Here is a 24,063-nt window from a genome sequence, read left to right as displayed (position 1 = left end):
CCAGAAACGGCCGCTTCAGCCACATCCAGCGCAATCCCACGCTTCACTACCCGGGCCGCCCGCACGCTGATAGCCTCTCTCGATGCATCCCGGCCCTGCCAAAGTAGGGTGACGTTCCCTCTCTGTCCTCACCCCTTTTTACCGACTTTTCATACCGCTTTCCTGCCCCCCGCTTTGCTGACGCAATATTGCAGCCGCCAACCGGAGGCCAACAGGCTATTCCATTAACGTGTTCAGCTAAATAAAAGGGAAGGGCGGGTAAAAACAGAAAGGATAAATTCGAGCGAACCTTACCGAATGATCCTCTTTTTTTATTACGGGTTTAATTAATTAAAACGAAGTTTATGCGAGAAGTCTCGCAGCGATTTGTTTAATTACACAGGAAGTATGATAATTATTGCGCACTATTATGTTTTTTTGCATATAGCCTGATGAATGTCTGTGTGGATAATGGCTGAATATCAAGACATTCAAAGGATGCTCATGCAATGGACAATAAAAATATCGTTTTTCTTGATTACGCTACCTTTCCCGGGAGTGTGAAGTTAAAAACGATTCATGGCGCGCATAATTTAATCTTGCACGCACGAACCTCACCGGAGCAATGCGCTGAACGCATTGCAAAGGCGGATGTGGTCATTACTAATAAAGTCAAGTTAACGTCAGAGCTGATCGCTCAGGCACCGGATCTTAAATTTATTGCGGTGGCTGCCACAGGTTTTGATGCGATTGATATCGACGCCTGCAAAGCCAGAAATATCCCCGTCGCGAATATTCGGGATTATGCGGTGGATACCGTACCTGAGCACACCTTTGCCTTGCTGTTCGCCCTGCGCCGCAGCATTACGGCCTATCATCAGGCCGTGCAGAAAGGACGCTGGCAGCAGGCAGGCCAGTTCTGTTTTTTCGACTACAGCATTAAAAATCTGGCCGGTTCGACACTGGGCATTATTGGCGATGGCGTACTCGGTAAGCGAGTGGCTGAAATAGCGAAAAGTCTGGGAATGAAGGTGCTTTTTGCTGCGTATAAAGGGGTCAGTAATATGGGGCCGCTTTATACCGATTTTGACGAAGTGTTGAAAACCAGCGACGTCTTATCACTTCATTGTCCGTTATTACCCTCAACGGAAAATATGATTACCGAAAATGAGTTTGCACTCATGAAGCCAGAGGTCCTGCTTATTAATACGGCACGCGGTGGCATCGTCAATGAAGAGGATTTATATCGTGCATTAATGACGCGGCGTATTGCCGGGGCCGCTTTTGATGTGGCAAAACATGAGCCGCCAGATAATGACGCGCCGATCATGAAACTCACGCAACTTCCGAATTTTATCTTAACGCCACATATTTCATGGGCCAGCCAGGAAGCGATTCAGTTATTAGCCGACAAACTCATCGACAATATTAATGCCTGGCTGAGTGGCAAACCAATAAATATCGTTAACCCGTAGTACATAAAACACCAGGAGAATAATTATGTTTTTGGGAAAAGAAATCCGCTTAAAACGACTGCTAAATAAAAAATCAGGACGTCTGCTGGCCATCACCATGGACCATCCTATTACACGCGGGGTTTTACCCGGCATTGGCCCGATAAACGAGGTCATGGGCAAGGTTGTCGCCGGTAAACCCGATGCCATTACGATGCACAAAGGCATCATTGAAAAATCCTTTGCGCCTTATGCCGATTCCGATGTCTCCATCATCATGAAAGCCACCAGTTACTCCATTCCTTATCACGAGGCGTTTGATACGCCCGTTGCGGATGTAGACGAAGCGATTCGCTTTGGGGCAGACGCCATCTCGGTGGGTTGCATTCTGGGTGGGCCGGAACAGGCGAAGCAACTGACCTTTCTGGGGCAGATCACCAAAGCAGCAGGCTCGGCAGGGCTGCCGGTTGTCGCACACATCTATCCCAAAGGGCCAATGGTAGACAACCCCTTCGATGCCAAAAATCTGGCCTACTGCGTCCGCGCCGGTGCTGAACTGGGGGTGGATATCATTAAAACCCTGTGGTCCGGTTCTGCTGACACCTTTAAAGAGGTCGTGGCGTGCTGTCCGGCAATGGTGGCGTTGGCCGGTGGGGACATGGGTAAAGATCTGGTGAGCTTTTTGACCAACACCCGGAAAGCACTGGATATCGGCGTGGGCGGTGTCACCTATGGCCGCTTTGTCTGGCAGCACGACAACCCCACCGCCGTCGTTCGCGCACTGGACGCCATGATTAATGACGATTGCAGCGTAGACGAGGCGATCGCGGTTTACAAACAAGCCGGCGGCAACTAAGTCCGCGACAGCATAAATGAGGAAATCAGTATGAAAGCAGCAGTGCTATTCGAGGCCAATAAACTTGAAGTGATTCACGTTGATGCACCTAAAGCGGCGCAAGGTGAGTTGGTCATGCGTGTTAAATCAGCGGCTATCTGCGGTACAGACAGCCGCATCATAACCGGCAGAAAAACAAAAGGGGTACGTTTTCCTTCGGTTATCGGTCATGAGTTTGCCGGTGAAGTGGTTGATGTCGGGCAGGATGTCACTCACTTTGCGCTCTCGGATCGCATTGCTGTTGATCCTGTTATTCCTTGCCGTTCCTGTCTGTATTGTCGCAGTGGAAAAGAAAACGTCTGTCAGCACCGTCAGGCTATAGGTTACGAGTTTGATGGGGCTTTCGCTGAGTACGTCAAAATACCGGCCATTGCCCTTGAGGCCGGCAATGTTTTCAAACTACCCGACACCGTCTCTTATGATGCCGCCGCGCTGGCAGAGCCTTTAGCCTGCTGTATTAACGGGCAGAAAAACGTGGGTATCCATCTGGGTGATGTGGTGGTCATTATGGGCGCAGGCCCAATAGGGCTGATGCACGTCGCGCTGGCGAAGCTGTCAGGCGCATCGAAAATCATCGTCAGCGATCTCAATGAAAAAAGACGTCAGGTCGCCCTGCAATGCGGGGCCACCCAGGCCGTTGACGCCAGTCAGCAGGACCTGAAGGCCATTGTACTGTCTGAGACGGCCGGGCTGGGGGCAGATGTGGTGATCATGGCTATCGGCATTCCCGCGCTGGTTAATCCGTCGCTGGCATTACTGAGAAAAGGCGGTCGAGCCAATCTGTTTGCCGGTTTCTCAAAAGATGATACGGCCGATATTGATGTCAATCTGATCCACTACAACGAACTGGTGATTACCGGTGCCAGTGCGCTCAGCCGCGAAGGCTATGAAAAGGCCCTTGCGCTTATTTCATCGGGGCAAATAAACGTCGAAGCCTTAATTACGCACCGTTTTAGCTTATCGGAAATAAACGAAGCGCTCCGCCATGCGCAAAATGGCGATGCGGTGAAGATCATTATTCATAACGATTAACGTCAGCCAATGGAGGTCATAGCGATGGAAAAAGCCTTTCTTGGTATTGATGCGGGAAGCAGTGGCGTTAAAGTTTGCGCTTTTAATTTTCACGGAGAGTTGCTGGCTAAGGCCGCACGTGATGTCACCATTATATCGAAAACCGCCTTGAGCCATGAAATAGCCGTTGAGGAATACGGGTTACAGGTTGAAGACGCGATTAGAGAGGTAACGGCGCAAGTAAAGCATATTGTCTCGATTGGCTTCTCCGTCGCTTGTCCAACACTAGTCTTGCTGGATAAACAAGGTAAGCCCGTATGTAACGCGATCACTTATCTGGATGGGCGTTCAGAGGCGTTTATTAACCAAACGCTGGGAGACAAGAAAGAGTATGTCCGTTCATTAACGCATAACAGCCCCGGACCGTCTGCCTGTTGGGTGGGGACGCTGGGCTGGTTGCAGAAAGAGCAGCCGGAGTTAATGAAAAAAGTCCACAACGTCGTGCTGTTAAACGGCTATCTTGCGCTGCAACTCGGTGCGAAGAAAACGGGTATCGATCCCACGCAGGCGGCCTATTCTGGCGCGGTGGTGTTGTCTTCTGCACCAAAATGGTCGAGCGATCTTCTCAGGTTTTGGAAGTTTGACCATAACATCCTGCCGCCAATCTACCAGTGCACGTCAGTCGTGGGGCATATCACTGCAGCCGTCAGTCACAGAACCGGCTTAATGGAAGGCGTGCCTGTTATTCTTGGTTCTGCTGATACCGCGGCGGCGGCCTTTTCTGTAGGGCTTATCGATGGCGGGACGGCCTTTGAGTCGACCGGCACCTCGGGCGTCATCACGTTTTGCCTTGAAACGCCGAACTTCGACAGCCGTTTCATGAATCGTTACCACGTTGTGCCTAATCAGTGGCTGGCCCATGGCGCAATGTCCACCACCGGCGGCACCTTTGGCTGGCTCAATCAGGCCTTGTGGCCAGAAATGCAGGATATCGGCGAACTGGAAAAACTGGCTGCGATGTCTGCGCCTGGCGCTAACGGGTTGATTTATCTTCCTTACCTGGCGGGCGAGCGCAGCCCTTTATGGGACACGCGGGCTTCTGGCGCCTGGGTGGGGTTAAGACTGTCGCACAAACGAAACGATTTAATCCGCGCAGCAATGGAGGGAACCGCTTATGGCATGAAACAGATCCTGGAAATCGCTTATGAAAAGTGGGGCGTCAGGCTTGATGAAATTTTAAGTGTAGGGGGCGGTTCTCGTAATGCGTTATGGACGCAGATAAAGGCAGATATCCTCCATATTGAATATAACCTTGCCCAAACCAGTGATGCAGCAGCATTTGGTGCGGCAATGACAGGCGCAACCGGGGCCGGCTTTTTTTGCGGCATTAACGATCCCGACTTGCCGATATTAAAAACGGAAGAAGCCAGTTTTAAACCCAGTAATGATAAAAAACTGATCGACCTTTATCACAACCATTACCGTATTTACGATTCACTTTACCCGATACTTAAATCAACCATGCATTCATTAGCGAGCAATAAAAACACACTGTAATTTTTTTAAAAATAATAACCAAACAGGAATCGTTATTTATAACGTCTCTTTATTTTTTCTTTTGCAAAAGGGAAAATTATGAAAACCTCTTCTCTGTCACAGGTAAAACCCGCCACGAATTTTCGCTGGGTGGTGCTGGCATTAATCTTTGCTGTTTATGCCGTGAATTATGCAGATCGTTCAAATATAGGTTCGGTATTACCCTTTATTACTGAAGAATTTAATATGACCAATTTCGAAGCAGGTCAAATTGCGAGTATGTTCTTCCTGGGTTATGCCATTTGCCAGATTCCCGCCGGTTTCCTGCTGGCTAAACGCGGTGTGCGTGGGATTGTCACGCTTTCCATCCTCGGTTTCTCGGCCTTTACCTGGTTAATCGGTACAGCGTCTTCGGCGCTTTCTATCAAATGGTTACGGCTCGGTCTGGGGGTTACCGAATCCCCAACGCCGGTCGGGTTAACATCAACCATTAACAACTGGTTTCCACCAAAAGAAAAGGCGACTGCAACAGGGATCTACATCGCATCCACCATGTTTGCGCCTATCCTTGTACCGCCTTTAGTGGTGTGGATCTCTTTAACCTTTGGCTGGCGTTGGGTGTTTTTCCTGTTTGCCATTCCCGGGCTATTACTGGCCGTCATATGGTATTTCCTGGTCAAATCCAGGCCGGAAGAGAGTAAATTTGTTTCTCCCAGTGAGCTGAAATATATCCGTGCGTCTGAAACAGAGTCCGGTGATGAGGTCACTATTGAGAATATTGTGCAACATAGCCGGTTTGCAACGCTGGATAAAATCATCAGGGTAAGGGAAATCAAGCCGCTTGATTCCGCCGCCAGGATTTTCCGGTCGCGCAATGTCTGGGGAAACACCATCGCCTATTTTATGATGGTCAGTATCATGTACGGTATTTTGACCTGGATTCCCTCTTATCTGGTGAATGAGAAAGGCTTCTCATTTGTCAAAATGGGCTTCGTCGCGGCCATGCCGTTCATCGGCGGATTTATTGGCTCTATTTTTGGTGGCTGGATCTCTGACAACATTTTTGGCCGACGTCGTAAGCCCACGATGATTTTCACTGCACTGGCGACCATTCTTATGATGGTGGTGATGATTCACGTGCCGCAGAGTACCGCTATGGTCGCGGGAGCCTTGTTTATGGTGGGGCTGTTACTCAACATTGGCTGGCCTTCATTTACCGCTTATCCAATGGGCGTTGTAGACCGGAAAAACTATCCTATCGCCATTTCACTGGTGAACAGCGGCGGTAATCTGGGCGGCTTTGTATCACCTATGGCAGCGGGTTATTTACTGGATAAAACCGGGCAATTTAGTTCAGTGTTTACGTATTTCGGTATCTGCGCGGTGATTGGTCTGGTGTTGCTGCTGATTATTGATGAGCCGAAGTAAGACTCACCGCCTGATAATGAGAGGCACAGTGACGTCTTTGCACGTCAGCAAAGCAGAACATAACGTTGTGTCAGTCTCTGGCGCGCTGACCGGTTTACCGAATAGCCGGTGTGCGGTATGACAAGGCGGTTATGATGGCGCCGACGGTGTACGGACGCTGGCAAACCGCTTAATTCAGAAAGGCAGCATCGGGCACCGATCGGACACGCGCTGGTCGGTGCGCTTTTCATTTTGCCATTGATAAAAAGCAGCGCGGAGATTTTACCCTTTTCTGGCGCATCTGCGCCGGTGGTCGCCCGGGCAGGGAAAGCGTCTGTGCTGCCACGCACCGCCCTCATTTAATGACTACAAGAACAGCCCCTCTTGTGATTTACGGCAATCGCGCGGGCTGCAACCGAACCAGCGGCGGAAGGCGCGCGAAAAGGCGCTCACTTCAGAGTAACCCAGCAGCAGCGCCATCTCGGAAACAGAAAGATGATGCTGTTTCAGATAATGGGTAGCCATCTCTTTGCGAACGCTGTCGACCAGTGCTGAAAAGCAGGTGCGCTCATCGCGCAAGCGCCGCTGCAACGACCAGGCGGATAAGCCCTGTTTTTCCGCAATGATTTCTAACGACGGCTCTCCGTTCAGCAACTGAAGGTGGATGTCGGTTCGGGTCTGATTCACGGTGTCCTGACGGACGACGGGCGGGCTAAGCCGGCGGATGGCATCCTGCATGACCAGTAGCAGCATAGGATCATGATCCGGCATTTTTCGGTTCAGATCCGCTTTCGCGATGATCATCGAGTTAAAGGGTTGATCGAAGTAAACCGGTGCATCAAACACTTTGCAGTGTTCATGCCAGTGCTCCGGACGCGGATGCTCAAAATGCACTTCGCGCGGTGCCCAGTGGCGACCGGCGGCATGGCGGATCAGGTTGAGGAACATGCCCAGTGTCAGCTCGGCGTCCTGTCGGCGCATCAGGATCACACCATGGCGTACCTGATAGTCCAGTTGCCAGCAGTCGCTGCGTTCTGTCAGCCGGATGCAGGTGTTGTGTTGGTGAAAGGGAAAAGCATTCACCACATTATGCAGGGCCTGTTCCAGCGTGGCGGAACACAATCCGATATAGCCAATCAGCCCCAGGGACTGTGGCCGGAACTGGTGACCGTACTGCAGACCAAAGTTGTCCACGCCAGCCTGGCTTGCGGCTTCCTCCAGCACCCGGCAGTAGCTGACCAAATCCAGACTCAGCGTGGGGCAGGCGAGCGTATCGGGATCGATCCCGCTGATCCCGAAAATGCGATCGACATCGCCGCCCTGTGCATTGATAAATTCGCCTAAGCCCGTTGCGGCGGCGGATAACACACCGCGATGGCCACTGCCTGCACCGGAGATGGCCGTTAAAGCGGCTTCTGGAACTCTGATGGTCATCTTGTTTTCCGCAAAAAGTGAACGTCTTGTTATTCTGCAAAAAACATACCAGCTGGAATATCCGTGATAACAACCGCTTACCCGGTGCGCTTTTATTTTTGCACCGCAATCAGGCACTGCGGCGGTGCGTTAAACGCCAATCGGCAGCGCAGCGCCCTCAAGATACCGATGACACAGCCGCACGGTGTGGCTGGCCCATTGGTGACCCAGGCTGCGCGCCATCTCGGTTTCACGGTGGGAAGCCACCCAGGCGGTAAGCTGGATGCGCCGCTGGATCAGCATGGCCGGGATCATCGCCAGTTCCTGATCGCTGATATGCGCGACCTGTTCATATCCCTTTAACCAGTTTTCTACCCACTGCGGCGCGCTCGGATGATGTTCAACAAAACTGATCGCGGCGGCAAGGTCGTGTAAGTACCAGCCCATGCCGCAATCATCAAAATCGATCACCCGGGTTTCACCTTTATCTACCAGCAGGTTTGTCAGACGCAGGTCGGCATGAATCAGCCCATAGCGCGCGGGTGACTGGCCAAAGTCCATCATCTGGCGGCGCACATGTTCCAGTGTTTCTTCCACTACCGCGTGCTCGGCGGCGGGTAAGCCTGCTACGTCACGCCAGTCTCCCCAATGGCCGGACGGAGAAACCATCGTATGGTGATCCCAGATAATGCGGCGAAATCCCTGCGGCTTTTGCCATTGCCGACTGTGCTGGTGCAGACGGGCAGTGATGGCACCTAACTGGCGAAACGCTGCCGGATCGACGCTGTCGGTCAGCATATCGCCCTCTATCCAGTGGAACAGCACCGCATAGCGTTCGCCACCGTCGGGCAGCGGCAGGATCTGAATGCGTTCACCTTGCCGATCTTCTACAGCGACGGGCACCATAATGTCTGCCGCCTGAAGTGCGTCCAGCCAGAGCAGCTCACTTTCAATATCCTGCTTCGCGTGATAATCGCCGCGGTGAATCCGTAACGCATAGCGGCCCTGTGGCGTGCTGACAGAAAGCGTGGCGTTTTCTGAGCGGCACAGCAGCCTGACCTCTGCCTGCGAACAGGCGGGATAGTTTATTAATGCCCGGTGGGCAAGCTGAAGGATGGTGTCGTTACTCAGCGTGTCATACTGTTTAATGCTCATGTCCGGCTCCCAGGTTTCTGCGTGTGGAGTCAGCATGGCGCTGAACCCTGTCTGCACGCTTGACCTGAAAGCAGAGGAAAATTGACTTTGGCAGGCACCTGGCGGCCTGGCCTGGGGCAAGTTGACCTTAAATCACGGCGTTCTGTTTTCTGCGGTCAAGTTTTTCCCTCCTCACTGTGTCCATCATCTACCCGACAGCTTTTGTGCAGCCTATTTTCCATTAACACAGACGGGGAACGCAGTGATGAAAGAGAAACTGAAACCCACCCTGGGCACCCTGCGACTCTGGGGCATCGCCGTGGGGCTGGTGATATCGGGTGAGTATTTCGGCTGGAGCTACGGCTGGGGCGCAGCAGGCACCCTGGGCTTTCTGGTTACGACATTTTTTGTTGCCGTCATGTATACCTGCTTTATCTTCAGCTTTACTGAACTGACAACGGCCATTCCTCAGGCAGGTGGCCCGTTTGCCTACAGCCGCCGGGCGTTCGGTGACACCGGCGGGCTGATTGCCGGTATCGCTACGCTGATCGAGTTTGTGTTTGCGCCTCCTGCTATTGCGATGGCGATCGGTGCCTATCTCAATGTGCAGTTTCCGGAGATCAATCCAAAGCTTATCGCCGTGTGCGCCTATCTGGTGTTTATGGGGCTGAATATCGTCGGCGTCAGCATCGCTGCCACCTTTGAGTTACTGGTCACGCTGCTTGCCGTGATTGAGCTGCTGGTCTTTATGGGCGTTGTGGCACCCGGCTTTAGTCTGGCGAATTTTGTCGCCCACGGCTGGGCAGGACAAGAAACCTTCTCAGGGGCTTCTGTGTCCGGCATGTTTGCCGCGATTCCCTTTGCCATTTGGTTCTTTCTGGCGATTGAAGGCGTTGCGATGGCGGCAGAAGAGGCAAAAGACCCGCGCCGCACTATTCCTCGCGCCTATATCAGCGGCATTTTAACGCTGGTGGTTTTAGCGATTGGCGTGATGGTGTTTGCGGGCGGTGCAGGCGACTGGCGTACTTTATCGGGCATCAACGATCCGCTGCCGCAGGCGATGAAAATGCTGGTCGGTAATGATTCACGCTGGATGCACATGCTGGTCTGGATTGGCTTATTCGGTCTGATTGCCAGTTTTCACGGCATCATCATGGGCTATTCGCGCCAGTTCTTTGCGCTGGCCCGTGAAGGCTATCTGCCGCCCGCTCTGGCGAAGCTGTCACGGTTTAACACACCGCACCGTGCGATTCTGGCCGGTGGCGTGGTAGGGATTCTGGCCATTTTTTCTGACGGTATCAGCTTTCAGGGGATGAGCCTGACCGCTGCCATGATCACCATGTCGGTGTTTGGTGCGATTGTGATGTACATCATGAGCATGCTGAGCCTGTTTAAGTTGCGTCGCACGGCCCCTGGGCTGGAACGCAGCTACCGCGCGCCGGGTTATCCGGTTATCCCCGCGATCGCCCTGTGCGGCTCGCTGATCTGCCTGGCGGCGATGTTGTGGTTTAACCCAGAGATTGGCGCGCTGTTCCTGGCCTTTATGGTCGTGGGTTACCTCTATTTTCTGACCACCCACTCCCGGCGCGGCACGATCGCGCAAACCTCTGTCGCGGCGGAGATCGACTAACGCAGACAGGCGCTGCCGCGCACTGATGTGCGCCAGCGTCTGCATTGAACCTGAGGAGCAATGATGACGGTACGTTCAACCATTATGGATACCAACAGCTTTCGTGCAGAGAACGCGGAAGCGCTGGCCCCGGCGATTCGCCAGTTAACCGATAAACGCAGTAAGGTGCTGGGTGAGTCGTATCGGCTGTTTTATCGTAATCCTGTGCATCTGGTGCGGGGACAGGGTCAGTATCTCTGGGACCAGGCGGGTAACCAGTACCTGGATATGTATAACAACGTCGCCAGCATCGGCCACTGCCATCCGGCGGTTGTGGAGGCCGTGCATCAGCAGATGATGCGGCTGAATACGCACACGCGCTATCTGCATGAGTCTATCCTGGAATATAGCGAACGAATTCTGGCAACGATGCCAGCGGCCATCGATCGGGCTATGTACATGTGTACGGGTTCCGAGGCGAACGATCTGGCAATACGCATGGCGCACGCCTGGAGCGGCGGCACGGGCATTATCGTTTCGAAAGAGGCCTATCACGGTACCAGTGCGCTGACGTCCGGCGTATCACCGGCACTGGGCAGCGGTCAGCCGCTGTCATCGCATACCCGACTGGTGGCATCGCCCGATTTTTATCGCATTCAGCCCGCCGATCAGGGGGCCTGGTTTGCCCACGAAATTCAGAAACAGATCGATGATATGGCCGCGCACGGTATCAAGTTTGCGGGGTTCCTGGCCGATTCGATTTTCTCTTCTGACGGGGTATTACCCGGCGAGCCTGGCTTTTTAAAGCAGGCGATTGAAGTGGTTCATCAAAACGGCGGGATTTTTATTGCCGATGAGGTTCAACCCGGTTTTGCCCGCACGGGGGAAGCATTCTGGGGATTTGCGCGCCACGGTGTGGTGCCTGATGTGGTAACGACCGGCAAGCCGATGGGTAACGGTATTCCCGTATCCGGTTTGATGGCGAAAGCGCCGGTTATGGCGGCCTTCAGTGATTCGCTGCCGTATTTCAATACGTTTGGCGGCAATCCGGTTTCGATGGCGGCGGCGCATGCGGTGATGGATGTGATTGAGCAGGAGGCACTTCAGGCACACAGCCTGAAAACCGGGCAAGCCTTGTTATCGGCCTTGCAGTCGCTTCAGGATAGTTATGCCTGCATAGGCGACGTGCGCGGCGCAGGCCTGTTTATCGGCTTTGAGCTGGTCACGGACAGAGAAACTAAGCAGCCAGACAAAAGGCTGGCGCTCGATCTGGTTGAGGCGCTGCGCGAGGAATGTGTGCTGACGTCTGTCGCCGGGCCTTACGGCAACGTGCTGAAGATCAGACCGCCGCTCTGTTTCCAGACGGGCGATATCGACTGGGTGGTCAGTGCGATGGATCGCTGCCTGAGAAAACTGCAGGGATAAACCGTCGCCGGGCACAGGATAACAATGTTATTAACTGCCCGGCGTATGGCCCGGCTGGCGGTGATTGATGCACGAAGAAAGCCCGACGCATGCCGGGCTCAGTCAGGTCAGCAAAACGGAATATTGTGTGTTAAATATTGAGGCTTTCAGTCTTATTTTAATTTAACTTAAAGGATTTATGATGAGGTTAATTTAACAGGTGTGTATCTTGTTACGGGTTGAATATTATAATTTTTTGTACTCAGCGTTTGCTAAGGTTTTTTAATCAGGCCCTGGGAAAAGGCCTGAGATCGTTTAATCTGATTAATGTAAACTTCCTGCTTACGACGCGTGCTTGCATTCTGATTCAATTTGCTTGCGCCAGGCACGGTTGTGCAAGCAGTAAGCAATCATGCGATAAAAAATCATGCTGTTAAGACATCTTAAACTCAATGCAATTAAAATGGTTCCAATGATTGAGGCTACCAAATGAGTGGTTTTTATCTCTGCACCGAGTAACATGCCAAATGTGGTATATATAAAAAATAGCACGACTAACACGGTAGTGCTAAAGGCTAAGTAAACATAGCTTTTAAGTGCCCAGTAATGCCCTCTTGCTATCAGAATCATTAAAGGGTTTATGATGATGCAATATATAAAATCTGTGATTATTGTTCCTGTCAAAAAAGCATGTTCTGACCAGTTCATCCAATTTGAAATGCCATGCCAGAGAGAGATTTGAGGAAGAGAAAAACTTATCAATGTCAGCATGACACTTGCTATCAGTGGAAGACCCATAGTATGCCATCCAATCGGCACGTCCATCTCATCTGTCATATCTTCTTTAACTTCTTCTAACTTATTAATATCACCATTTTTTATTTTATTATCAATGGTAAGGCTGACGTTTAATGTCTTTTTTAACTGGCGTAGCATTTTTTATACCTGTAAAGAGAAGTGCTTCGACATTAAGAGTATATTGCTTAAAATTAATCGATTGTAGCATTTAAACAGCCATTATCATTCCCTGTACTAAAGGCATTTTTTTACTTAAAGATTATGGTTTATAAAAAAATAAAGTTGCTTTTTTTATAACTTTGTCTTTAAATTTATAATAAAAACTAATGGGCGATTTTTTATTTTTTGAGATTGCTTGTGCTTTTCCTCTGAATTTCAAGCTGTTTTCGCCATATGCGATTGTGCAAATAGAAGGCATTACTTTTATAAAACATTAGGCTATTTATGCATTTAAATGCAATAAGCATAAAGATAACGCCCAGGCAGGATGATAGAAAAGTTAAAGTCGAGGTGTTTTCACCAAACATGAGCGCCCATAGTGAATGACCAAGATATAAGAGTGCGACTGCGCTGGTGAAATACATAAGAGAGATATAAACTTTAAGCGCCGTGTAATTACCTCTCGCTATCAATGATAAAGATGGAAACATAATTAGACAATAAGGTAGTCCCGTGAGAATAATTCCTCCTAGTAAAGCATAATCAGGCCACCCCATAAAGGAAAATACAGCCTCCCAAATTAACGCCTGAGGCATTGCAAAACTAAGCAGAGTAAGAATGAAACTCACCACTAAAGGTAAACCCATAGTATGAAAACCTATGGGCTTTTCCATTAATTCTTTCATATCGTCTTTAATGTGTTCGAGCTCATCAAGATCGTTTGTTACCATTCTTTTAGTTGTACTTTTGCTAAGTTCTAAATTTTTTTTCAGTTGTATCAGCATAATATACACAATTAATTTGTAGAAAAAGATTGAATCATCCCAATCAAATATTTCCCAGATTGGGAAATAATCTGGGGGTTTTTTATTGTGCCGGTAAGGGCACTGCCAACGAATGCTGAAGAGTTGACGAATGCTGAAGAAAGTTCCCGTTGCAAAGATTTTTGCAATGCTTCTGCAGGGTAACGCTTAGGATATATACCCGCTTTCATTACAGCTTTTATGCCTGCATTAGAGATGCCGGGATTTTGCGAGCGTATTATTTCCTCAGTAATGCGCCGGCGTTCAGACCTGCTTAGTGATTTAAGCCAGTTAATTAAATTTCCTGAAGACGTGGTTGCTTTCATTAACTTATAAGTTTCTATGGTACTTTTTAATCCTGCACCCGCTCCGGCAAGAGAAATAATATCAAGTGCAGTAATCGTTGCCGTATACCATTCCTGAGAGTCAAACCATGTCAACGTTTCTTCTTTATCATTTGCAATTAAAAAAAGCCTTGCTGCGCCTACGAAGCATTGCAAGCCAGTGGCTACTCCGCCTGCTGTAATAACACCGGCAACAATACCAGATGCGCCTGCCGTGATGGGCACCGCTGCCGCTGCTCCTAATGCTAAGACAACTGTAGCAACGGCCGCACCGCATGAAAATGCCGTCGACGTAATTTCAGTTGCAAGCGAGGGCTTACTTAACGTATCTGTTAAGGTCTTCGCCGCCGTTTGCGGAATGACGGTTGGGACCTTAGTAATCACCACATGACTCACACTACTTCGGTTTGGCGAAGCGTAGCGGCGAGAAGGGCGAACAAGCCATTGTTCGCGGCCATCGGAATAGATGATGCCCACCTGACTAAAATCGCGCGTGCAATCCAGACGATTGGCCAGGGCGGTGAAATCAATGTCATCTGCGGACACCAGGCCCATCCGTCGGCCAAGGCCGTAATCCGGAAGGTTATTTGAATAGGATTCTGATAAGGCCATTAGCTCACTCCTTGCTGATGATGACCGGGTTATGAAGCGTCAAGGGTAAAGCGCAGCGGAAACGAATTAATTAGGAATAGTCTTAATGATCCATTAGAGCCATCAATGTGTCGATGTCGCCATCCATGCCAGCCATCCCTCTGTAAGAAGTTTGTGGCTTATCAAGTGATTAACCCTGCTTTACATTTCATGACAATGCAACCTTTTCATGCCGCGACTTATGCGCTGTCAGCCAGGTTATATCCGTTTTATCAACAAAACGTGTAGCACCAAAGCGACATAATTTGTTGCTTTAATGTGGCGGAAAGGTTTAAAACTATCGTGCAGGAATTAATCAAATGCTTGAGTTTTTTTAACCTCTCCTTTTACATTTATTTGGGATAAATAAAATCATGAAAAACAGGGTACTTGTTGCTTTTGCTCTCCTTGCGCTGAGTGGCTGTAGCACGATGTCTTCTAATGACGCCATTCCTCCCCTTCAGACCGAGACAGCAAAAATGCTGGGTCTGAGTTCTTCTGATGAGCTGACCGTAACCAACGTGTCCGCGACAAAACCAGATACGCTGGGATCTCAAATGCTGTCTTATCGTGCAACCACAGATAAAGGCCGTATTTTTGACTGTCAGTCTCAGATGATCCCCGGCATTCTGGGCCAGGAACCGGTCGTCACCGTGCCAAAATGTACGCCAGTTAAAGTACATAACTAAAAACCGTTTCCCTGCCTGTATTTCGGGCAGGGAATCTCCGTTTACCGGTTCGCCTTTCGCAATAAATCAAAGAAACACCCATTCCGTGGTTTCCTGTCTTGAACGCGCGTTTCTTTCAACGGTTGTACCCATTTTAGTGGCACGAACCCGATCTGAATATTTACATTGCAATCGCTCAGCATCAGCGCGTGAGATGTTTTCCCCTTCCCGAGCCGTCTTGCTGCCGCAAAGCACAGACGTTGCGTGAGTGACCAGGCATCCGTTTTGAGATCAACCGTATTGATCCTGATTCAGCGCCTCCGTTAGGCCACCTGCACGAAATCATCATCTTGTTTAACTTTTCTAATGCTTTTATGTCACTCTCTTCCTGATTGTCATCTCACAAGCAGGGCGCTCACCTGCCAGAAACTTATGTGACAGGGGATGATAAATTCGCCATCGCCGTTAGTAGCGCCGTCGCGTGTTTTATTTATAGCAATAAATCTACTCTATGCTTCAGTAGGCATTGGATGTTTGAAGGCGTCCTGACGATATTGCCGGGCCGGTTTTTGATGGGAAACTAATGCATTTGGGGATGAGCGATCAGATCGGGGTTTTGCCTTCATAAAAAATTAACAAAAACCCCGTCATCAGGTGAGCATACGTTTAATAATCCTGCCTGATAATCCCTCACCTGAAATAATTCAGTCGCTCCCGTGATGAAAAGAAGAGAGGGTTCATGAACTTCCGATTCACCATGCTGGCGGCCAACAGACGGTTATTGCCTAACGTCTGGGATGCCGTGGCTTTTCCCCTGATTATCTGCCTGATTGCGATGGTGGCGGTGGGCTTTCATCAAACGCTGATGCCGATAGACAGTTTAAAAACGCAGGCGATCTCGCTCGATCCTTCTAATCTGCCAGAATATGCCATGCGCACCACCTTGCGCATGCTGGTGGCGATGCTGGCTTCACTGGTCTTCAGCCTGATTTACGGCACGCTGGCCGCCAAAAGCCGTCGCGCTGAAAAAGTGTTGGTGCCCATTCTGGATATCCTGCAGTCCGTGCCGGTGCTGGGCTACATCTCCTTTACTGTCACCTTCTTTATTGCGCTCTTTCCGGGGCAGGTGCTGGGCGTTGAGCTGGCGGCCATCTTTGCCCTGTTCACCAGTCAGGCCTGGAATATGACCTTTAGCTTTTATCAGTCGCTACGCACGGTGCCAGCCGACCTGGTTGAAGTGTCGCGCGGCTTCCATCTGACCGGATGGCAGCGTTTCTGGAAGCTGGATGCGCCTTTTGCCGTGCCAGGGCTGGTCTGGAACATGATGATGTCGATGTCAGGCGGCTGGTTCTTTATTGTCGCCTCTGAAGCGATCACTGTGGGCAATAACACCTTTACCTTGCCCGGCGTGGGTGGCTACCTGGCGCAGGCTATTCTGCATAAAGACATTCACGCGGTGGGCTGGGTATTACTGACCATGGTGATTGTGATTCTGGCTTATGATCAGCTGCTGTTCAGGCCGCTGGTCGCCTGGGCGGATAAATTCCGTATGGAAAACACGCGTTCAGGCAATGCACCCACATCATGGGTGCGTGACCTGATGCGCAGGACGCGTCTGATTCACCAAATCTTTACGCCATTACGGCTGCTGCTGTCAGCGCTGGCGCGTATCTCGTGGCGCTGGCCAGCAAGGGGACCGGTACGTGCTGAGAGCCGTACGCAACGCGCCTCGCGGTTGGGTGATATTGTCTGGGGTGCCTTTGTGATCTTACTGACCCTGTATGTGGTTTACCGGGTCATCACTTATGTTCAACTCGGCGTCACGCTCGATGAGGTGAAACACGTCTTTACGCTGGGGCTGATTACCTTATTACGTGTAACGATACTGATCCTGATTTCGTCGCTGGTATGGGTGCCGCTGGGCGTCATGATCGGCCTGCGGCCTGCCCTGGCGGGGAAAATCCAGCCGGTCGCCCAGTTCCTCGCGGCCTTCCCGGCAAACCTGATGTTTCCCGTATTCGTGATTATGATTGTGCATTTCCATCTTAATCCGGACATCTGGCTGTCACCGCTCATCGTGCTGGGCACCCAGTGGTACATTCTGTTCAACGTCGTGGCGGGGACCACGGCGTTTCCCAACGACTATAAAGAGGCCGCAGCGAACTTTCACATCCGCGGCTGGCAATGGTGGCGTCAGGTGATGTTACCCGGCATTTTTCCTTACTACATTACAGGGGCGATTACCGCCTCCGGAGGCGCGTGGAATGCCAGCATCGTGTCTGAATTTGTGCAGTGGGGAAATACTCAGGTCACGGCGCACGGTTTAGGTGCTTATATTGCACAAACAACCGCCGCCGGCGACTTTCCCAAAATCATTCTGGGGATCGCGGTGATGTCGCTGTTTGTCACCCTGTTCAACCGTCTGCTGTGGCGACCACTGTACGTGTACGCCGAATCAAAATTCCGTGCTAATTAAGGGACACCTGATGTTAAACAACCCATCCACACTGAACGCAGACGTGTCGAACAGAAAACCAGAAGGGCGCAAAGCGGTCCTGTCGGTAAAAGGCATTAAGCACGGTTACGATAAAACGCATGGCGAAGTGCTGATCCTCGATGACGTCAATCTCACCCTGCAGGAAGGGGAGATTGTCGCTCTGCTGGGCCGCTCCGGTTCAGGAAAATCGACACTGCTGCGCATCATTTCTGGCCTGATTACGCCGGGTTCCGGTTCAGTCGAGTATCTGGGCAAGCCGCTCAACGGGCCCGCCAAAGGCGTCGCAATGGTGTTTCAGACCTTTGCGCTGTTTCCCTGGTTGACGGTGCTGCAAAACGTGGAAGCTGGCCTTGAGGCGCTGGGCGTGGAAAAAGCGGAACGCAGGAAACGCGCGCTGGCGGCCATCGACCTGATCGGTCTGGACGGTTTTGAAAACGCCTATCCGCGCGAGCTGTCCGGCGGGATGCGCCAGCGTGTCGGCTTTGCGCGCGCGCTGGTGGTCGATCCCACCCTGTTATTGATGGATGAGCCTTTCTCCGCGCTGGACGTATTAACCGCCGAAACGTTACGTACCGATTTACTCGATTTGTGGAACGAAGGCCAGATGCCGATGAAGTCGGTGCTTATCGTCACCCACAACATCGAAGAAGCTGTTTTTATGTGCGACCGTATTCTGGTGCTGTCGTCTAACCCCGGACGTGTGGTCGCGGAAATCAAGGTTCCTTTTGGTCATCCCCGCAATCGCCTGGACCCTGCGTTCCGTCGTCTGGTCGATGATGTGTACACCCAGATGACGGCCAGACCAACCAGCGATAACGTGAAAAAGAGCCTCAGGCTGGGCACACGTCTGCCTCACGTATCGACTAACCTGATGGCCGGCCTGATTGAAACCCTGGCGGCCGCACCTTATCACGGTCGTGCAGACATGCCAGATGTGGCCCGTTCGCTGCATCTGGAGGTGGATGAGCTGTTCCCGATAGCCGAGGTACTGCAGTCGCTGGGCTTTGCCGACGTGCGGGAAGGGGACATTTTTCTGACACCGCCCGCCCGGGTTTTTGCCGAGTCGGATACGCAGCAGCGCAAAATCATGTTTGCCGATCATCTGCTGCGTTATGTACCGCTGGCGGCCTTGATTAAAACCGTACTGGATGAGCGCCCGGGCCATCGTGCGCCGCGCGTGCGCTTTGAGCAGGAGCTGGAAGACTCGCTGGCTGACAGCGCCGCCAAAGAGACCCTGGACAGCGTGATCAACTGGGGCCGCTATGCGGAGATCTTCTCTTATAATGATCAGACCGAATTCTTCAGTCTGGAAGACGTTGAGTTCTGATCCCGTTCGTTCAGTGAAACGTGGCTATTCACGGTTTACACCATCCCGATTTTCAGCGCGGGATGGTGCCTGAAAGATTCTCAAGGTTAATATCCTTCCTGAAGGATGAATAAACGCATTTTAAACTGATCTTATCGCGCAGACATAAATAGTTTATCACTGAATTTAATAATCATAATTAATTACCTGCACGCTAAAAACCAGTCTTTTAACTGGTTGATTGGTATGTTCTTTCTGTCATTGTTTTTCAATTAAATAATTATTGATCAGCATTTAATTCCATTAATACTTATTTTTCCTCTTCCTGCCAATTAAGTGTTGGTAATATATTATTTATTAATATTTTGTGATTTATTTAATATTTGTGAGTTAGGTCGATATTTAAATGATTATAATTAGGTCCTTTTTTAACTACAGGAGTAAGACTATTTTGATGCCCTAATGAAATGAAGGTTTAGACATGAAAGATGACAAGATTTTAATATTGCGTACCTGTGCTAATAATATGGCCGATCACGGCGGAATCATCTGGCCCTTGAGTGGTATCGTGGAGTGTAAATACTGGAAGCCTGTTAAAGGCTTTGAGAACGGGCTGACGGGACTGGCCTGGGGAAAAGGATCGGATTCCCCGTTAAGCCTGCATGCCGATGCCCGGTGGGTTGTCGCTGAAGTCCCTGTCGATGAATGTATCGCGATAGAAACCCATGGCTGGGTTAAATTTCCCCGTGCTGAGGTTCTTCACGTCGGAACGAAAACCAGTGCAATGCAATTTATCCTGCACCATCACGCTGATTATATTGCCAGTACGGAAACGCAGGCCGGATCGGTTATTCCTGATGTCGCTTCAGAAATAAAGGCAGGGGAGCGATCGCTGCCCGTAGTCGATGACATTGATGCAACCATCGAATCAGGCAGCACTCAGCCGACGCAAACAATTGAAATCGGAACCTATGGCAGTACGCTCAGCGGCACGCATCAGAGTCAGCTGATCGCCGGGTATGGCAGTACCGAGACGGCGGGCGATAACAGCACATTAATTGCCGGTTATGGCAGCACCGGTACGGCGGGGGCAGACAGCGCATTAGTCGCAGGCTACGGCAGCACCCAGACCGCCGGGGAAGAGAGTAGTCAGATGGCGGGTTACGGCAGTACGCAGACCGGCCTGAAAGGCAGCGATCTCACCGCCGGTTACGGCAGCACCGGCACGGCGGGGGACGACAGCTCGCTGATCGCCGGTTACGGCAGTACCCAGACGGCAGGGGAAGACAGCTCGCTGACGGCGGGTTACGGCAGCACCCAGACCGCGCAGAAGGGCAGCGATCTCACCGCCGGTTACGGCAGTACCGGTACGGCGGGGTCCGACAGTTCATTGATTGCGGGCTACGGAAGTACCCAGACGGCCGGGGAAGAGAGCAGCCAGACGGCGGGTTACGGCAGCACGCAGACCGCGCAGAAGGGCAGCGATCTCACCGCCGGTTACGGCAGCACCGGTACGGCGGGGGATGACAGCTCATTGATCGCCGGTTACGGCAGTACCCAGACGGCGGGCGAAGACAGCTCGCTGACGGCGGGTTACGGCAGTACGCAGACCGCGCAGAAGGGCAGCGATCTCACCGCCGGTTACGGCAGTACCGGTACGGCGGGGTCCGACAGCTCATTAATCGCGGGCTATGGCAGTACCCAGACGGCCGGGGAAGAGAGCAGCCAGACGGCGGGTTACGGCAGTACGCAGACCGCGCAGAAGGGCAGCGATCTCACCGCCGGTTATGGCAGTACCTCGACTGCCGGTTATGAAAGTTCATTGATCGCGGGCTATGGCAGTACCCAGACTGCGGGTTACAGCAGCACGCTGACGGCGGGTTACGGCAGTACGCAGACCGCGCAGAAAGAAAGCGATCTCATCACCGGTTATGGCAGTACGTCTACAGCCGGGTCCGACAGCTCATTAATCGCGGGCTATGGCAGTACCCAGACCGCCAGCTACAACAGTGTGTTGACGGCGGGCTACGGCAGTACCCAGACGGCACGAGAAGGCAGCGACCTTACCGCCGGTTATGGCAGTACCGGCACGGCGGGGTCAGACAGTTCAATCATTGCGGGCTACGGCAGCACCCAGACAGCCAGCTATAACAGCAGCCTGACGGCGGGATACGGCAGTACGCAGACGGCGCGTGAGCAGAGTGTGCTGACGACGGGCTACGGCAGCACCTCTACGGCAGGTGCCGACAGCTCGCTGATTGCAGGTTATGGCAGCACCCAGACCGCCGGGTACAACAGTATCCTGACAGCCGGTTACGGCAGTACCCAGACGGCGCGAGAAGGCAGCGACCTTACCGCCGGTTATGGCAGTACCGGCACGGCGGGGTCAGACAGTTCAATCATTGCAGGCTACGGCAGTACTCAGACAGCCAGCTATAACAGCAGCCTGACAGCGGGGTACGGCAGTACGCAGACGGCGCGTGAGCAGAGTGTGCTGACGACGGGCTACGGCAGTACTTCTACGGCAGGTGCCGACAGCTCGCTGATTGCAGGCTATGGCAGCACCCAGACCGCCGGGTACAACAGTATCCTGACAGCCGGTTACGGCAGTACCCAGACGGCGCAGGAGGGCAGCGATCTCACCGCCGGTTACGGCAGCACCTCAACCGCCGGGTCCGACAGCTCGCTGATTGCGGGATACGGCAGTACCCAGACCGCCAGCTACAACAGTGTGTTGACGGCGGGCTATGGCAGTACCCAGACGGCGCGAGAAGGCAGTGACCTCACCGCGGGTTATGGCAGTACCGGCACGGCGGGTGCCGACAGTTCAATCATTGCAGGCTACGGCAGCACCCAGACCGCCAGCTATCACAGCAGCCTGACGGCGGGCTATGGCAGTACCCAGACGGCGCGCGAGCAGAGTGTGCTGACGACGGGCTACGGCAGTACCTCAACCGCCGGGGCCGACAGCTCATTAATTGCGGGCTATGGCAGCACCCAGACCGCCGGGTACAACAGCATTCTGACAGCCGGTTACGGCAGTACCCAGACGGCGCAGGAGCGCAGCGATCTGACGACCGGCTACGGCAGCACCTCAACCGCCGGTGCCGACAGCTCATTAATCGCGGGCTACGGCAGCACCCAGACTGCCGGGTACAACAGCATCCTGACCGCCGGTTACGGCAGCACCCAGACGGCGCAGGAGCAGAGCGATCTCACGACCGGCTACGGCAGCACTTCGACGGCGGGTTACGACAGTTCGCTGATTGCGGGCTACGGCAGCACCCAGACCGCGGGCTATCACAGCATTCTGACAGCCGGTTACGGCAGTACCCAGACGGCGCAGGAGCGCAGCGATCTGACGACCGGCTACGGCAGCACCTCAACCGCCGGGGCCGACAGCTCGCTGATTGCGGGCTACGGCAGCACCCAGACTGCCGGGTACAACAGCATCCTGACCGCCGGTTACGGCAGTACCCAGACGGCGCAGGAGCAGAGCGATCTCACGACCGGCTACGGCAGCACCTCGACGGCGGGTTACGACAGCTCGTTAATCGCGGGCTACGGCAGCACCCAGACCGCGGGCTATCACAGCATTCTGACCGCCGGGTACGGCAGCACCCAGACGGCGCAGGAGCGCAGCGATCTGACGACCGGCTACGGCAGCACCTCGACGGCGGGTTACGACAGCTCGCTGATTGCGGGCTACGGCAGCACCCAGACCGCGGGCTACAACAGCATTCTGACGGCGGGCTACGGCAGTACCCAGACGGCGCAGGAGAATAGCGATCTCACGACCGGCTACGGCAGTACCTCGACGGCAGGCTATGAGAGTTCGCTGATTGCCGGTTATGGCAGCACCCAGACAGCCAGTTTTAAAAGTACGCTGATGGCCGGTTACGGGAGTTCGCAGACTGCCCGGGAAGAGAGTTCGTTGACTGCCGGATATGGTAGTACCTCGATGGCCGGTTATGACAGCTCATTGATTGCCGGTTACGGCAGCACCCAGACTGCCGGTTATCAAAGCACGCTGACAGCCGGTTATGGCAGCACGCAAACGGCAGAACACAGCAGCACGCTGACGGCAGGTTACGGCAGTACCTCAACGGCGGGCGCAGACAGCTCCCTGATTGCAGGCTACGGCAGTACGCTGACCAGCGGTATTCGTAGCTTCCTGACGGCGGGCTATGGCAGTACGTTAATCAGCGGGCTTCGCAGCGTACTTACCGCCGGTTACGGAAGCAGCCTGATTTCCGGCAGACGCAGTAGCTTAACGGCGGGATATGGCAGTAATCAGATCGCCAGCCATCGAAGCTCGTTGATTGCTGGCCCGGAAAGTACACAGATCACGGGCAACCGCAGCATGCTGATTGCCGGAAAAGGCAGCTCACAAACGGCGGGTTATCGCAGCACATTAATCTCCGGGGCAGACAGTGTGCAAATGGCTGGAGAGCGCGGCAAGCTGATCGCGGGTGCAGACAGCACCCAAACCGCCGGGGATCGCAGCAAGCTTCTGGCAGGCAACAACAGTTATCTCACCGCAGGCGATCGCAGCAAACTGACCGCAGGCAATGAATGCATACTCATGGCGGGAGATCGAAGCAAGTTGACGGCGGGCATCAACAGCATTCTTACCGCGGGCTGCCGCAGCAAACTGATAGGGAGCAATGGCTCTACGCTGACGGCCGGGGAGAATTCAACCCTGATTTTTCGCTGCTGGGATGGAAAGCGTTACACCAGTGTGGTTGCCAAAACCGGAAAGGGGGGAATAGAAGCGGATATGCCTTACCAGATGGATGAAGACAATAATATCGTGAATAAACCCGAAGAATAATCGTCTTAGCCTGGAGGGATTATTGTGGTGCATAGGGGAAAAGCATGTCAGCGTATTTTACCCAGCACGCAGAATAACCTGAAAAAACAGAGCATCGTTATCCGGCCTGTTATTTATCTTTTTCTGAACACGATAAACCTTCATTGGCCGGCCTGTTTCGGTGGTGCCTGACCCGGCCATTA

At 52.5% G+C, this 24,063-nt stretch carries 16 protein-coding genes; 11 read left to right on the top strand and 5 right to left on the bottom strand.

Going from position 1 to position 24,063, the window contains the following annotated elements; genetic code table 11:
- The first annotated feature begins 488 nt into the window (after window positions 1-488).
- From QNH99_RS18780 to QNH99_RS18760, 5 genes are all read left to right on the top strand, one after another.
- Window positions 489-1,454: a D-2-hydroxyacid dehydrogenase gene (locus QNH99_RS18780; protein WP_410517044.1), complete on the top strand. Its 966-nt coding sequence runs from the start codon at window positions 489-491 to the stop codon at window positions 1,452-1,454.
- A gap of 25 nt (window positions 1,455-1,479) precedes the next feature.
- Window positions 1,480-2,289 (top strand): class I fructose-bisphosphate aldolase, encoded by an 810-nt coding sequence (locus QNH99_RS18775; RefSeq protein WP_096011523.1) that lies wholly within the window; start codon window positions 1,480-1,482, stop codon window positions 2,287-2,289.
- 30 nt (window positions 2,290-2,319) lie between these two features.
- Window positions 2,320-3,360 carry a zinc-dependent dehydrogenase gene (locus QNH99_RS18770; protein WP_217268292.1) on the top strand — a complete coding sequence of 347 codons (1,041 nt, stop codon included), beginning with the start codon at window positions 2,320-2,322 and terminating at the stop codon, window positions 3,358-3,360.
- Between the two features lie 24 nt (window positions 3,361-3,384).
- Window positions 3,385-4,896 carry a xylulokinase gene (locus QNH99_RS18765; protein ID WP_244915416.1) on the top strand — a complete coding sequence of 504 codons (1,512 nt, stop codon included), beginning with the start codon at window positions 3,385-3,387 and terminating at the stop codon, window positions 4,894-4,896.
- A 78-nt stretch (window positions 4,897-4,974) separates the two neighbouring features.
- The gene (locus QNH99_RS18760; protein WP_096011526.1) at window positions 4,975-6,303 is read left to right on the top strand and encodes an MFS transporter; all 1,329 of its coding nucleotides are present in this window, start codon (window positions 4,975-4,977) and stop codon (window positions 6,301-6,303) included.
- Between the two features lie 345 nt (window positions 6,304-6,648).
- On the opposite strand, the gene QNH99_RS18755 is transcribed toward QNH99_RS18760, so the two are convergent.
- Together QNH99_RS18755 and QNH99_RS18750 are read right to left on the bottom strand one after the other, a co-directional pair.
- A complete protein-coding gene (locus tag QNH99_RS18755) occupies window positions 6,649-7,716 on the bottom strand; it encodes an AraC-like transcriptional regulator QhpR (RefSeq protein ID WP_063878278.1) in 1,068 nt (355 codons plus the stop codon).
- Between the two features lie 129 nt (window positions 7,717-7,845).
- Window positions 7,846-8,850, bottom strand: a complete 1,005-nt coding sequence (locus QNH99_RS18750) for a phosphotransferase enzyme family protein (protein WP_218995026.1) — start codon at window positions 8,848-8,850, stop codon at window positions 7,846-7,848.
- 244 nt (window positions 8,851-9,094) lie between these two features.
- Here QNH99_RS18750 and eat point away from each other — a divergent pair, with 244 nt between their 5' ends.
- Both eat and QNH99_RS18740 read left to right on the top strand, forming a co-directional pair.
- On the top strand, window positions 9,095-10,459 hold the full coding sequence (eat, locus tag QNH99_RS18745) for an ethanolamine permease (protein WP_063878279.1): 1,365 nt from the start codon (window positions 9,095-9,097) through the stop codon (window positions 10,457-10,459).
- Between the two features lie 63 nt (window positions 10,460-10,522).
- Complete coding sequence (locus tag QNH99_RS18740; protein ID WP_096011528.1) at window positions 10,523-11,863, top strand: aspartate aminotransferase family protein; 1,341 nt, start codon at window positions 10,523-10,525, stop codon at window positions 11,861-11,863.
- A gap of 321 nt (window positions 11,864-12,184) precedes the next feature.
- Here the strand turns inward: QNH99_RS18740 and QNH99_RS18735 are convergent, their stop codons facing one another.
- The 3 genes from QNH99_RS18735 to QNH99_RS18725 form a co-directional block, all read right to left on the bottom strand.
- Window positions 12,185-12,778 carry a hypothetical protein gene (locus QNH99_RS18735; RefSeq protein ID WP_410517043.1) on the bottom strand — a complete coding sequence of 198 codons (594 nt, stop codon included), beginning with the start codon at window positions 12,776-12,778 and terminating at the stop codon, window positions 12,185-12,187.
- A gap of 200 nt (window positions 12,779-12,978) precedes the next feature.
- Window positions 12,979-13,584: a hypothetical protein gene (locus QNH99_RS18730; protein WP_096011530.1), complete on the bottom strand. Its 606-nt coding sequence runs from the start codon at window positions 13,582-13,584 to the stop codon at window positions 12,979-12,981.
- Window positions 13,585-13,595: 11 nt separating this feature from the next.
- Entirely contained in the window at window positions 13,596-14,558 is a 963-nt protein-coding gene (locus QNH99_RS18725) for a hypothetical protein (RefSeq protein WP_410517042.1), read from the bottom strand.
- Between the two features lie 392 nt (window positions 14,559-14,950).
- Between QNH99_RS18725 and QNH99_RS18720 the strand changes: the two genes are divergently transcribed.
- The 4 genes from QNH99_RS18720 (at window position 14,951) to QNH99_RS18705 (ending at window position 23,881) form a co-directional block, all read left to right on the top strand.
- On the top strand, window positions 14,951-15,265 hold the full coding sequence (locus tag QNH99_RS18720) for a hypothetical protein (protein WP_063878283.1): 315 nt from the start codon (window positions 14,951-14,953) through the stop codon (window positions 15,263-15,265).
- A 718-nt stretch (window positions 15,266-15,983) separates the two neighbouring features.
- Complete coding sequence (locus tag QNH99_RS18715; protein WP_145393557.1) at window positions 15,984-17,720, top strand: ABC transporter permease; 1,737 nt, start codon at window positions 15,984-15,986, stop codon at window positions 17,718-17,720.
- A gap of 10 nt (window positions 17,721-17,730) precedes the next feature.
- Window positions 17,731-19,068, top strand: coding sequence for an AAA-associated domain-containing protein (locus QNH99_RS18710; RefSeq protein WP_063878285.1), 1,338 nt, complete (start codon window positions 17,731-17,733; stop codon window positions 19,066-19,068).
- Between the two features lie 460 nt (window positions 19,069-19,528).
- A complete protein-coding gene (locus QNH99_RS18705) occupies window positions 19,529-23,881 on the top strand; it encodes a beta strand repeat-containing protein (protein WP_410517041.1) in 4,353 nt (1,450 codons plus the stop codon).
- Window positions 23,882-24,063 lie beyond the last annotated feature (182 nt).

Source organism: Pantoea allii, from assembly GCF_046529425.1.
Lineage (GTDB): Bacteria > Pseudomonadota > Gammaproteobacteria > Enterobacterales > Enterobacteriaceae > Pantoea > Pantoea allii.
This window is presented reverse-complemented; position numbering and strand designations above follow the sequence as displayed.